The organism is Haloprofundus marisrubri (genome assembly GCF_001469955.1).
Taxonomy (GTDB): domain Archaea; phylum Halobacteriota; class Halobacteria; order Halobacteriales; family Haloferacaceae; genus Haloprofundus; species Haloprofundus marisrubri.
Window position 1 is genome coordinate 236,854 of the sequence record NZ_LOPU01000030.1, and the last position, 12,250, is coordinate 249,103.

A 12,250-nucleotide genomic window follows, 5' to 3' on the forward strand; every position below is an offset into this window, starting at 1 on the left:
CGTAGTAAGGGCCGGAGGAAGCATACATTGGATTCATGGCCCGAAACGAAGCTCACACTCGATAAGTCCCTGGTCGTCCTGTCGAACAAGTGGCGGCGGCGACTGCTGCTCAAGGTCCTCAAAGACAACCCGCGGGACGAACGCGAGTTCGCAAGCGACGCGGCGAACTCCTCGGAGACGCAGGAACTCGACGCGTTACGAACGCAACTGCGGCACGTCCACCTTCCACTGCTCGAAGAGGAGGGACTGATAAACTGGAATCGAGACGACGGAACCATCACTCGGGGCGAGAATTTCGAGGAGATACGCCCGTTGTTGGAACTGATGCGGGAACACAGCGACGAACTGCCGAACGGGTGGCTTTGACCCGACTGTCGCACGCTTTTTTACCGGCGGACGAACTCCGAGAGTTTCTCGCGCAGACCGCCGTCCTCACCGAGTCGGAGGTAGTACGCGTTGCCGCCGTCCTCGTAGTAGTTGTCGATACGGCGGGTTATCTCGAAGCCGATGTGTTCGTAGAAGTCGAGTGCCTCGACGTTCGTCGTCCGCGCGTGGCAGGTGACCGTTCGGTGTTCGTCGGCGACGGTGGCGACGAGACGCTCGCCGTAGCCCTCGCCGCGAACCTCGGGAGCGACGGCCAAGAAGAGGATGTAGCCGTCGCGCCGCGTCGAGACGAAGCCGACGAGTCGTTCGTCCTCGTAGAACAGATGCGTCTTCGAGCGTCGATACGCGTCCATGAAGAAGCCGCGCCGCTGCTTCAGCACCCCTTCCTTCTTGCGGATACGCTCTTTCAGCGCCCAGGCGTCCTCGCCGTACTGGGACTGGCCCGGGTTGTCGACGCGCTGTTCGACGTTGACGCTCACTACCACACCGTAGTATAGAGGTAGTTATAAGTCCACCGTCCCGACCGACCTTCGTTATAAAGTGACAGTGATTCGAGGGTGTCATTTACCTGCAGAAGTAATTTATGTAGCACAGCGGTATTGGAAGCGGTATGGACGAGTCACGGCCGCGTGTCGACCAGCGCGTTCGCCGGACGGTACGTGAGCGCCTGCGAGACGCCGTTATCTCGGGCGTCGCCGTCGTTATCCCCCTCGTCATCACGTTCGTCGTGTTCATGGTGGCGCTCAACGCCATCTCGGAGTACCTCGACGTGCTCTCGGATTATCTGGTGCAGTTACCGTGGGCGGCGAGCGTCCCGACGGCCAGACACGTCGACCGGGAGTTGGCTATCGAACTGCTCACGCCCGCCGTGCTCGTCGCTATCGTCCTCCTCGTCGGGTTCGTCGTCGAAGGGTCGAAGTACGGTGAACGCGCCGTCGACTACTTCGACGCCGTCTTGGGGGCCGTCCCCGGGGTCGGCGCAGTGTACGAAAGTTTCAGACAGATGAGCGACGTCGTCCTCGAAAGCGACGTCCAGAACTTCCGTGAGGTAAAACTCGTCGAGTTCCCCGCCGACGGCGCGTACACGCTCGGATTCGTCACGACGGAGACGCCGCCGTCGCTCACCGACGCCATCGACCACGACGAGATGCTGACGATGTTTCTCCCGTTGGCCCCGAATCCGGTGATGGGCGGCCACCTCGTCCACCTGCCGACCTCGAAGGTTCACGACGTGGAGATGACCGTCGAGGAAGGCGTCCGCGCTATCGTGACCAGCGGCGTCGCCATCGGACCGGCCTCCGAAACCGACGTCGGCCTCTCGGAGAGTCAGTTGCGGAGTCTGTCGGCGATAGAAGCCAGCGCCGAACCGGAGTCGTCGAACTCGTCGCAGTCGTCGAACTCGTCGAACTCGTCGCAGTCGTCGAACGACAACGTTGAGGGAGACGGCGACGCCGGCGGGAACAGCGGCGGTAAAGCGACCAGCGACGGAGACGCCGCCGAAAACGACGGAAAGACGGTCGTCACGAGCGAGGACAGCGAGTAATACGTCGGCGGTCGAGTTCGACGTATGGGCTACGAACTCCGTGAACACACCGCCGACGTGGCCGTGGCCGCTGACGGGCCGACGCTCGGCGTCGTGTTCGCGTCGGTCGCCGACGGCCTCGCGGCGGCGATGGCCGACACAGTCCCCGACGACGGCGAACGCTTTTCGCTCACAGTCCGCGCCGAGAGTCGGGAGGCGGCGCTGTTCGACTACTTGGACGAACTCATCTACGAACGCGACGTACGGGAAGTTCTCCCCGTCGACAACCGCGTGACCGTCTCCCGCGGCAGCGACGGTGACAGCAACGACGACAGTGAGAGCGACGAGAACGGTGCGAGCGACAAAAAGGGTGAGGAGTGGGTCGTCGACGCCGACGCTCGCGGCGTTCCGCTCGGTGGACTCCGCGCGCGCGAGGTGAAAGCGGTCACCTACTCCGAGATGCGACTCGAAGAGACGGCCGACGGCTGGCGCGCGTACGTCGTCTTCGACGTGTGACCCCGAGTGGACTAGTTTTCTGACTCGGACGCGCTGGATTCGAGGGTCGATGCTCGAAACCATCACGGACGTTCGTCCCGATTTTCGTCGAAAACGAGTACGCACGTAGGGTTTAGAAGCGCTCGATTCGGAGTTTCATATATGAGACGCCGCACACTCCGAGCGGTGTTCGCAACCGTGGTGATGCTCGCTACGTCCGGCGTGGCGAGCGCACACGTGAAGTACGTCGTCGACGGCGGCGGCGCGGGCAACGTCGTCCGCCTTCTGGCGACAGTCGCATCCGACCCGTTGAGCGTGTTCCTGCTCGTCGGAACCGGGCTGGCCGTCGTCGTCGCCGCCGCGGGCTATCTCAGGTATCGACCCGCCGGCGACGACGTTCGCGCGTTCCGCGCGGTGATGAACGACTATCGTAACCTCGTGCCGTGGCTGCTACGCTTGAGCGTCGGCCTTCCGCTGGTCGGCGCGGGTTTCGCCGGCTACTTCTTCACGCCGCTGGTTCCCGCGCCGACCCGACTGTTCGGCGTCGCTATCGGGTTCCTCCTGCTGTTCGGGCTAGCGACGCGTCTGGCCGCCGCCGTCGGACTGCTCGGCTATCTCGTCGGGTTGGCGTTCCGGCCCGAACTGCTGCTGGCGTTCGAGTACGTACCGGCGTTCCTCGCCATTCTCCTGCTCGGTGGCGGGCGACCGAGTGCCGACCAACTCATCGCACGCATGGCCGACGACGACCGGACGCTGTACTCGCGCGTCGACCCCTTCTATCGCCGCGTCGCGGTCCCGTTCGAGCGCCGCATCGCGCCGTACCGGCCGTTCGTCCCGACGATTCTCCGGGTCGGCATGGGCCTGTCGTTCATCTACCTCGGGGTGACCCAGAAGCTGATGAACCCCGTCGGAGCACTCGCCGTCGTCGAGAAGTACAATCTGACGAGTGTCGTTCCGGTGCTCCCGGAACTGTGGGTCGTCGGCGCGGGACTCGCGGAGGCCGTCGTGGGCCTCGCGCTGCTATTCGGGGCATTTACTCGCGCCTCCTCGCTCGTCGCGTTCGGCCTCTTCACGACGACGCTGTTCGGCCTCCCGGACGACCCGGTGTTGGCGCACATCTCGCTGTTCGGCCTCGTCTCGGCGCTGCTCGTCACGGGCGGCGGCCCGTTCTCGTTCGACGCGTGGGTCGCCCGAGAGACGCGTTCGGAACGCGGTGTCACCGCGGACTGAGGTGAAAACAGGTCCGTCGGCCGAACTGTCGGCGGAGTCGACGCGAGCCAACGTATTCACTGTCGCCCGTGCTACCAACACACATGACTACCCGCGAGTTCGACGGTGTCCGCCTCGAACGTGTTCGAGAGTACGTCTGGGAGATTCCGCGGGAGGGCGAGATGCGGGTGCCCGCGCGTGTCCTCGCCAGCGAAGCCCTGCTCGAACAGATTGGCGACGACAGAACGCTGCAGCAACTGAAGAACGCGACACAGCTACCGGGAATGACGAAGCACGCGCTCTGCATGCCCGACGGACACCAAGGCTACGGCTTCCCGGTCGGTGGCGTGGGAGCGACGGATACCGAACACGGCTGTATCTCGCCGGGAGCCGTGGGTTACGACATCAACTGCGGCGTCAGGATGATGCGGACGAACCTCTCGTACGACGACCTGCAAGGGAAGGAGGAAGAACTCGTCGACGAACTGTTCCGGGCGATTCCCTCCGGCCTCGGCGGCGGTGGGGTCGTCGAATCGGGCCTCGATACGGTGAAATCGGTACTCGAACGCGGCGTCGACTGGGCGCTCGAAGCGGGCTACGCCGTCGAAGACGACCTGCTGCACTGCGAGGACGAAGGGCGACGACCCGACGCCGACGCCGATGCAGTGTCGGAGAAAGCGAAGAACCGAGGCAAAAAGCAGTTGGGAAGTCTCGGCTCCGGCAATCACTTTCTGGAAGTCCAGCGCGTCACCGACGTGTTTCGGAGCGACGTTGCCGACGCGTACGGCCTCGCCGAGGACCAAATCGTCGTACTCATCCACTGCGGGAGCCGCGGCCTCGGCCACCAAGTGTGCAACGACTACCTCCGGAAGATAGAGAAACGACACGGCGACCTACTCGCGCAACTGCCCGACCGGGAACTGGCCGCTGCGCCCGCGGGGAGCGAACTGGCTGAATCGTACTACAGGGCGATGTGCGCCGCCATCAACTTCGCGTGGGTCAACCGACAGCTGGTGATGCACCGGACCCGCGAGGTGTTCGAACGCGTCTTCGGCCGCGACTGGGAGGCGATGGAGATGCACCTGCTGTACGACGTCGCGCACAACATCGCCAAAAAGGAAGTTCACGACGTCGACGGCGACGAACGGGAACTGTACGTCCACCGAAAAGGTGCGACCCGAGCGTTTCCGGCGGGTCATCCCGAAGTACCGAAGGCGTACCGCGATGTGGGCCAGCCCGTCATCATTCCCGGAAGCATGGGCGCGGGAAGCTACGTACTCCGCGGCGGTGAGGAGTCGCTGTCGCTGTCGTTCGGGTCGACCGCTCACGGCGCAGGTCGGGTAATGAGCCGAACCCGCGCGAAAAAGGAGTACTGGGGCGAGACGGTCCAGTCGGAACTGCGCGACCAGAACAGAATCTACGTCAAGGCGCAAAGCGGTGCGACCGTCGCCGAGGAAGCGCCCGGCGTCTACAAGGACGTAGACGAGGTCGTTCGCGTCTCCGACGCACTCGGCATCGGAGACAAAGTCGCGCGAACCTATCCAGTCTGCAACATCAAAGGGTAGTCGTCGGATTCGATACGTGGTCGCCGTCCGTTCGCTCAGTCGTACCGAGCGGGTTCCGGCGAGTTCTCGTGCGACGGGATACTGACGCGCGAGTTCAGTCGTTCGAGATTCGAACAGATGCGACTGTAATCTCGGGAGGGAGCGTTAGTCATAGCGAATCACCGCCACGCGTCGACGGCGACGCACGCGGTCGTACTCATCGAGAGCCACGCGTCGTCGCGGGCGATGTCGGCGACGACGAGCGACTCCTCTCCGTCTACCTCGTCGAGCGCTGACGTCACTTCCGTGTCGGACGACTCGAAAGTACGGTCGCTCGCAGCTCCACTTCCGTCGCGTGGAGGGCGTCGGGTGTCCCGACGTTTCGGGTTTCGGGAATCCATCGTACTCCTATAGAATGGTTCCGGTGGCATACCACCACTGCCAAATAGATTAGGTAGTCGCGTCAGACAGTTTAAGACCAGAAGCCACCCGGACCCGACGGTCCGGAGGGGCTACGCGGCCCCGTTCGGCCGTCTCCGCCGATATCGACGAACTCCGAGGGGCGTCGAGGGTCGAGTTCCTCGCCGTCGGCGTATTTGACGTAGCTGAGGTAGAACGCGCGGCCACACCCGATTTGGCTGTCTTCGTCCGACTCGTCACTCGCTGCGTCGCCGGAGTCAGCACCGCCGCCGCCATCATCCGCACCGCTCGCCTCGCCCGGAATCCATCCTTTCGGTTTGAACGTCACGGAGGGGGCGTCGCTGTCGCCACAGACGAGTTCGACGCCGTCGGCGTCCTCGTACGCCTCTTCGGGCGTTGCGTACTCCCAGCCTTCGAGCGGGTACGGCGTGACCGCCTTGTCGGCGAGATACTCGTCGCGTTCGAGTTCGACGAGCGTCTCGCAGTGTGGGCAGTAGTAGGTGACGGTGAAACTCATCACTGGCGGTAGGGACTGCGGACACTTGGGTTTCGCGGCAGGTCGGCAGTACCCGGACCGACCGTGTCTCCCGGAAACTCTTTGCACCGAGGCGGAGACGTTCGGGTATGATAGACGAGACGGTCGAGGAAATTCGGGAGATGCAGACCCACAGTTCCTCCGTCGTCGCCGTCAAGGCAACGCGGGCGCTCTCGGAGCTACTCGACAGGGAGTTCGTCACCCTCGAAGAGTACGAGCGTGACCTCGAACGGAACGCGGGAGCGCTCCGACGGGCGAACCCCTCACACGCCTCGCTGTACAACGCGATGCGCGAGGTGACAGAGAGCGTCGTCGGCGAAACCGACACGGTCGACGAAGCGAAAACGCAGACGAGAGAGACGATAGAGCGCGTCGTCGAGGACGTCGAGCGTGGCAAGCGCCGCGCCGCCGAAACGGCCGCCGAGACCTTCGAAGACGGCGAGACGTTCCTCACGCACGACTACTCCTCGACGGTGTTGGAAGCCGTCGAGAGCGCCGTCCGCGACGGTCTCGAACTCACCGCCTACGCGACGGAGGCGCGCCCGCGCTATCTCGGTCGGAAGACGGCGCGAACGCTCGCTACGATGGACCGCGTCGACGCCCACCTCATCGTCGACGGCGCGTCGGGCTACGTGCTGGAAAACTGTGACCGCGTTCTCATCGGAATGGACTGCATCGTCGACGACGTGCTGTACAACCGCGTCGGCACCTTCCCGATGGTCGCCGCCGCCAACCAGGTCGGCGTCCCCGTCACCATCGTCGGTTCCGGCGCGAAGATTATCGAGGACGGCTTCCGGTTCGAAAACGAGTTCCGCTCGCCCGCCGAGGTGATGCTCGAACCCGCCGAGGGCTTTAGCATCGACAACCCCGCCTACGACGCGACGCCGATGTCGCTCATCGACGAAGTCATCACCGACGAGCAGACGCGGGAGTACTGAAGTCGAAATCGGCGCTCGGCAGTTCAGTCCAGCGCGACCCGCTCGCCGCTCAAAAACGCCTCGCGTCTGCGCTTGACCAGTTAGTCGAGCGCGATTCGCTCGCCGTTTTGGTCACTCCGTTCGATAGCGTCGAGCACCTGCTGGACTTCGTAGGCGTCCTCGAACGAGGGGTGGAACTCGCTGCCCGAATCCGCCGCCGAGAGGAACTCGTAGTTCTCGTGGACGAACGTGTGTTCCCAGCCGAGAACGTGGCCCGGCGGCCACCAGTTTTCCACGTAGGGGTCGTCTTCGTCGGTGACGAGGATGGTCTCGTAGCCGCGGTTGCCTTCTCGCAGCAACTTGAGTTCGTTGATGCGTTCGAGCGAGAATTCGAGACTGCCTTTCGACCCGTGGATGCGAATCGTGTGGTCGTTCTTGTGGCCGGTGGCGACGCGGGAGGCCTCGAACGTCCCCATCGCGCCGTTTTCGAACGCGGCTTCGGCGGTGTAGGCGTCGTCGACGGTGACGGGGCGCATCTCGTCTTCGCCGGGGACCGGGCGCTCCTCGACGAACGTTCGGAGACTTCCGCTCACCTCGGCGATGTCGCCGGCCTGCTCGCCGACGAGGAAGCGCGCGAGGTCGACGGTGTGTGCGCCGAGGTCACCGAGCGCACCGCTGCCGGCGAGGTCCTTGTCCATCCGCCACGCCCAAGGCGCGTCGGGGTCTGCGAGCCAGTCCTGCATGTAGCGGCCGTCGACGTGGCGAATCTCGCCAATCACGCCGTCGTCGATGAGGTTTTTTGCATATTGGATGGCCGGAATGAACCGGTAGTTGAACGCACAACCGGCGACGCCCGACGCGTCGGCGGCGGCGTCGCGCATCCGTTCGGCTTCCTCCAGCGTCGGTGCGAGCGGTTTCTCACAGAAAACGTGTGTCCCGGCTTCGAGCGCCGCGATGGAGGGGTCGGCGTGGAGATGGTTCGGGCCGAGGTTGTAGAACACGTCCACCTCGTCGACGACGTCCTTCCAGTCGGTGGCGGTGTGCTCGAAGCCGAAGCGGTCGGCGGCGTCCGCCAGCGCCTCCTCGTCGCGGCCGACGAGGGTGTGACGAACCACGTCGGGCGCGTCCGGGAAGAACATCGGAAGACGCGCCAGCGCGTTCGAGTGTGCCTGTCCCATGAACCGATAGCCGAGCATACCGACTGTCAGAGCCATGTGGCCACTTCACGCGGCGGTGGCTTAGGGTTTCATGTCCGTCAGTTACTTGCGAAGGTGGGTCAATCTCCGCGCATGAGCAAGCAGTCCTCCACCGACGCTCCCGACGACGCAGAACCCCCGCACCGCGAGCAGATTCGCGTGGTCGCTCTCGGCGCGGTCCGCCGCGACGACGAACTACTCGTCTTCGAAGACGAATCCGAGGAAGTCGGCACCTACTACCGACCGCTCGGTGGCGGCGTCGAGTTCGGTGAGCACAGCGTCGACGCGCTTCGCCGCGAGTTCCGCGAGGAGTTGGAAGTCGAACTGACGAAAGTCCACGAACTCGGCACGTTCGAGGACGCGTTCAGGATGAACGGCGAGGAGTACCACGAGGTCCACCGCGTCTACGGCGCGGAGTTCGTCCAGCAGTGGCCGTATCAGATGGACTCGTTCACCGCTCAAGAACCGGAAACCGGCGAGGAACTCGACTGCCTGTGGAAACCACTGACCGATTTCACCGACGGGGAAGAAACGCTGTTTCCGGAGAAGCTACCGGACGTGCTGTAGAGGGAGGAAAAAGTCGCCGTCGACTACTCCGCCCAGTACGCCTCGCCGGGCGTCGTCTCGAACACCGACCGTTGGAGCAGTTCGACCGCTTTTTCGAGGCCCTCACGCGACGACGTGAGCGAGTCCTCGTGTTCGATGGAGAGTGCGCCGTCGTAGCCGACCATCCGCAGCGTCGACACCACGTCCTTCCAGTGTTCCTCGCCGTGGCCGTAGCCGACGGTGCGGAACAGCCACGAGCGGTCCGGTTCCTCGGTGTACGAAGTCGTATCGAGAACGCCTTTGATTCGAGAGCGGTCCTCGTAGACGCGGGTGTCCTTCGCGTGGACGTGGTGAATCGCTCCGGCCTCGCCGAGATACCGAATCGCGGCGAGAACGTCGATATCCTGCCAGTACAGGTGTGAGGGGTCGAAGTTCGCGCCGACGTACTGGTTCGTCGCCTCGCGCAGACGCAGCATCCCCGTCGGTTCGTAGACGAGCATGTTCGGGTGCATCTCGATGGCGAGTTGGACTTCGTGGTCGGCGGCATGGTTCGCCAATCCCGACCAGTAGTCGGTGGCGACGTCCCACTGGTACTCGTGGGCGTCGGCATGTTCGGTCGGCCACGGCGCGGTTATCCAGTTAGGCACGTCGTCGTCCGGCCCACCGGCCGGAAGCCCGGAGAAGCAGGTAACGGCGTCGACGTCGAGATGGTCGGCGAGTTCGACCGCCTCCCGGAGTTCGGTGTCGGCCTCGTCGGCCGTCTCCTCGTCCGGGTGGAGGGGATTGTTGTGTGTCGCCAACGCGCTGATGTACATGTCGTGGCTGTCGACGAGTTCGAGGAGTTCCTCGCGGGCGCTCTCGTCGTCGAGCAGTTCCTGTCTATCGACGTGGTCGTCGCCGGGGAAGCCACCGACGCCGAGTTCGACCGCCGAGACGCCGATAGAATCGAGATAGTCGAGCGCTTCTTCGAGCGACTGGCCGCCTAAGGGGACAGTGAGTACTCCGATGTCCATGCCTGGTGCTACATTCAGCGCGTCGATAAAACTTCAGGAGGGTGCAACGGGCAGCGAGTGCCGGAGCCGGTCGTACCCTCCGAGGCAGGCGAGGTAGTACGCGATGGTAGGAACGACCAGTGCGGAGAGGAGGATTGCCGGAAGCGAGAACACGACGTTCGTAACTGCGGCTACGTCGCCGAAGGTCGTCAGCAGCACGCTTCGCCAGATAGCGAGTAGTATCGAGAGGACGAACCACGCGCCGACGAACCGGCCGACGTTCGCCAGTGACTGCGACCCGCGGCCGAACTGGACCGACAGGTAGCCAACCACCGGAAGCGCCACTCCGAGCGACAGCATCGAGGCGAGTCCCGTCGGGTCCGGTGAAGCGATAGTTGAGGCGGAGGCCCCGGCGACGAACAGACCGACGAAGCACGCGGTGGTCCGACCGAGCGCACGAATCATACGTCAAACTATCCAACAGTCGATAAATATCTTTCTGCCAACTACTCATCGGAGTACAAAAGACGGACACGCCGTGTACGGCCGTCTCCGAGTCAGGGAATCGACTCAGTCGAGTTCGGGCGTCGCTTCGGATTCGGCGTCGAGACGAATCGCCTTCCCTTCGGCCGAGGAGCGGTAGATGGCGTCGATGACGCGCTGAACCGCCAGTCCCTGTTCGACGGTGTTGCGCTCGGGTTTCTCGCCGGAGGCGACGGCGTCGAGGAACAGGCGCTGTTCGGATTTGTGGGTGTCGTTGGCCTGCGTCTGCACGTCTGTGTCGCGCAGATGGTCGGTTCCGTTCTTGCCCGTCTCGTACAGCGTCAGTTCGTGGCTCGCACGGTCGAAGCGCGCGCCGGCGTCCGACCCGCGGATGACGAACTCGTCGTTCGTCGGTCGGTTCGTCGCCCACGCGACTTCAAGCGAGATGGTCTGTCCGTCCGCCGAGCGGATGAAGGCGCTCGCGGAGTCGTCGACGTCGAACCCTTCCGGACCGATGTCCTCGCCCCACATCTCGACGAACGCGTAGTCGTCTTGGTTGCCGAACTGCGAGCGCGTGACGCCCGACACTTCGACGATTTCGGGGAAATCGAGGAAGTAGAGCGCGAGGTCGATAGCGTGGACGCCGATGTCGATGAGCGCGCCACCGCCGGCGATGTCTTTCGAGGTGAACCACGACCCGCGGCCGGGAATGCCACGTCGACGGACGTAGTTGGCCTCGACGTGCTGCATCTCGCCGAACTCGCCGTCGCGCTGGTAACTTTTGATAACCTCGACGGGGTTCGCAAAGCGGTTGTTGAAGCCGACCATGCAGAGCGCGTCGGACGCCTCGGCGGCGGCAGCGATACGCTCGGCGCTCTCCAAGTTGTGCGCGAGCGGTTTCTCCAACAGTACGTCGATACCGGCGTCGAGCGCCGCGACGGCGTACTCCTCGTGGAAGCGGTTCGGCGTCGTCACGATGACGGCGTCGACGTCGTCGAAGAACTCGTGTTTGTCGTCGTACGCTTCGACGCCGTACTTTTCGGCGAAGCGTCGTCGGGCGTCGGCTTGGATGTCCATGCCGCCGACGAGCGTCGCGCCCAAATCCGTCAACCGGTCGGCGTGGTAGTGGCCGATGTTACCGAGGCCAACTACCCCGACCCGTACTGGCGTGTCCGAAGTCATTCTCTACTCCTCGTTTACTACAACACGTGTTAAGCGTCACGTTCCATGTGTTGTCAGTACAACTGACGCTCGCGTTCCTCCCGCTCTTCGTCCTGTTGCTTCTGCTCTTTGATGCGCCGTCTGCCGCGCAGGAACTGTCGCCCTTTGGGGATGATGATGTTCTTCAGGTCCAAGACGAACGACACGATGCCGTACGCCCAGAAGAAGAACAGAAGGGTCACCATCCCGATGTACAACAGTCCGAGTTCGTTGACCATCTGTGGCTGGTGTCGCTGTCAGTTCGTGTTCAGTCGTCGCTCTCTGCGCCGGTTTCGGTGACGTTCTCCGCGCTGGTCAACTGAACCAGTCCGTGCTGGAGCGCCTCACCCGACGCGGTGTCGAACAGGTGAATCTTGCTCCGGTCGAGCACGACGTCGAACTCCTGGTCTTCGGTGATGTCGCTGTCGGGGTCGACGCTCATCAGCAGTTGGTTCTGTTGGGCGGACTCGATGTCCATCCCGGTTCCCTCCTCGTCCAGCAGCAGGTAGACGAAGATTTCGTCACCCATCGGTTCGAGCACGTCAGTTATCGTCTCGACGGTCATCGACTGGTGTGCAACCGACCCCGACTCGCTGGCGGGGTAGACGTCCTCCGGTCGGACGCCGAGGGTGATTTCCTGACCGACTTCGACACCCATCTGCGCGGGGTCGAACTCGATTTGGACGCCGGTATGATGTTCGAAGCCCTGCTGGGTGACCGTCCCGTCGAGGAAGTTCATCGACGGCGACCCGATGAAGCCGGCGACGAACAGGTTCTGCGGTTCGTTGTAGCAGGTCAGCGGCGGGT

At 63.6% G+C, this 12,250-nt stretch carries 15 protein-coding genes and 1 pseudogene; 7 read left to right on the plus strand and 9 right to left on the minus strand.

All coding sequences use genetic code 11. The annotated features are described in order from the left end of the window. Positions 1-27: 27 nt before the first annotated feature. Positions 28-366 carry a DUF7344 domain-containing protein gene (locus AUR64_RS16090; RefSeq protein ID WP_058582980.1) on the plus strand — a complete coding sequence of 113 codons (339 nt, stop codon included), beginning with the start codon at positions 28-30 and terminating at the stop codon, positions 364-366. Positions 367-386: 20 nt separating this feature from the next. On the opposite strand, the gene AUR64_RS16095 is transcribed toward AUR64_RS16090, so the two are convergent. After that, entirely contained in the window at positions 387-863 is a 477-nt protein-coding gene (locus AUR64_RS16095; RefSeq protein ID WP_058582981.1) for a GNAT family N-acetyltransferase, read from the minus strand. 131 nt (positions 864-994) lie between these two features. Between AUR64_RS16095 and AUR64_RS16100 the strand changes: the two genes are divergently transcribed. From AUR64_RS16100 to AUR64_RS16115, 4 genes are all read left to right on the plus strand, one after another. After that, entirely contained in the window at positions 995-1,927 is a 933-nt protein-coding gene (locus tag AUR64_RS16100) for a DUF502 domain-containing protein (RefSeq protein WP_058582982.1), read from the plus strand. A gap of 24 nt (positions 1,928-1,951) precedes the next feature. Beyond that, positions 1,952-2,422: an archease gene (locus tag AUR64_RS16105; protein WP_058582983.1), complete on the plus strand. Its 471-nt coding sequence runs from the start codon at positions 1,952-1,954 to the stop codon at positions 2,420-2,422. Between the two features lie 141 nt (positions 2,423-2,563). After that, complete coding sequence (locus AUR64_RS16110; RefSeq protein ID WP_058582984.1) at positions 2,564-3,631, plus strand: DoxX family protein; 1,068 nt, start codon at positions 2,564-2,566, stop codon at positions 3,629-3,631. Positions 3,632-3,714: 83 nt separating this feature from the next. Continuing rightward, on the plus strand, positions 3,715-5,175 hold the full coding sequence (locus AUR64_RS16115; protein WP_058582985.1) for an RtcB family protein: 1,461 nt from the start codon (positions 3,715-3,717) through the stop codon (positions 5,173-5,175). A gap of 158 nt (positions 5,176-5,333) precedes the next feature. On the opposite strand, the gene AUR64_RS21440 is transcribed toward AUR64_RS16115, so the two are convergent. After that, positions 5,334-5,585, minus strand: coding sequence for a DUF7556 family protein (locus AUR64_RS21440; RefSeq protein ID WP_449271951.1), 252 nt, complete (start codon positions 5,583-5,585; stop codon positions 5,334-5,336). A gap of 41 nt (positions 5,586-5,626) precedes the next feature. Next, the gene (locus AUR64_RS16125) at positions 5,627-6,091 is read right to left on the minus strand and encodes a hypothetical protein (RefSeq protein ID WP_058582987.1); all 465 of its coding nucleotides are present in this window, start codon (positions 6,089-6,091) and stop codon (positions 5,627-5,629) included. 107 nt (positions 6,092-6,198) lie between these two features. On the opposite strand from AUR64_RS16125, the gene AUR64_RS16130 reads away from it, so the two are divergent. Continuing rightward, on the plus strand, positions 6,199-7,047 hold the full coding sequence (locus tag AUR64_RS16130; protein WP_058582988.1) for a translation initiation factor eIF-2B: 849 nt from the start codon (positions 6,199-6,201) through the stop codon (positions 7,045-7,047). Positions 7,048-7,127: 80 nt separating this feature from the next. On the opposite strand, the gene AUR64_RS16135 is transcribed toward AUR64_RS16130, so the two are convergent. Continuing rightward, positions 7,128-8,240 carry a Gfo/Idh/MocA family protein gene (locus AUR64_RS16135; RefSeq protein ID WP_058582989.1) on the minus strand — a complete coding sequence of 371 codons (1,113 nt, stop codon included), beginning with the start codon at positions 8,238-8,240 and terminating at the stop codon, positions 7,128-7,130. A gap of 75 nt (positions 8,241-8,315) precedes the next feature. Here AUR64_RS16135 and AUR64_RS16140 point away from each other — a divergent pair, with 75 nt between their 5' ends. Continuing rightward, complete coding sequence (locus tag AUR64_RS16140; RefSeq protein WP_058582990.1) at positions 8,316-8,789, plus strand: NUDIX hydrolase; 474 nt, start codon at positions 8,316-8,318, stop codon at positions 8,787-8,789. A 23-nt stretch (positions 8,790-8,812) separates the two neighbouring features. On the opposite strand, the gene AUR64_RS16145 is transcribed toward AUR64_RS16140, so the two are convergent. The 5 genes and pseudogenes from AUR64_RS16145 to AUR64_RS20765 all read right to left on the minus strand — a co-directional run. After that, positions 8,813-9,781, minus strand: a complete 969-nt coding sequence (locus AUR64_RS16145; protein WP_058582991.1) for a sugar phosphate isomerase/epimerase family protein — start codon at positions 9,779-9,781, stop codon at positions 8,813-8,815. A gap of 33 nt (positions 9,782-9,814) precedes the next feature. Continuing rightward, complete coding sequence (locus tag AUR64_RS16150) at positions 9,815-10,225, minus strand: hypothetical protein (RefSeq protein ID WP_058582992.1); 411 nt, start codon at positions 10,223-10,225, stop codon at positions 9,815-9,817. A gap of 105 nt (positions 10,226-10,330) precedes the next feature. Further along, the gene (locus AUR64_RS16155; protein WP_058582993.1) at positions 10,331-11,425 is read right to left on the minus strand and encodes a Gfo/Idh/MocA family protein; all 1,095 of its coding nucleotides are present in this window, start codon (positions 11,423-11,425) and stop codon (positions 10,331-10,333) included. A gap of 53 nt (positions 11,426-11,478) precedes the next feature. After that, a complete protein-coding gene (locus AUR64_RS16160; protein ID WP_058582994.1) occupies positions 11,479-11,682 on the minus strand; it encodes a hypothetical protein in 204 nt (67 codons plus the stop codon). 29 nt (positions 11,683-11,711) lie between these two features. Beyond that, positions 11,712-12,250: pseudogene (locus tag AUR64_RS20765) on the minus strand (ABC transporter ATP-binding protein); the annotation flags it as partial.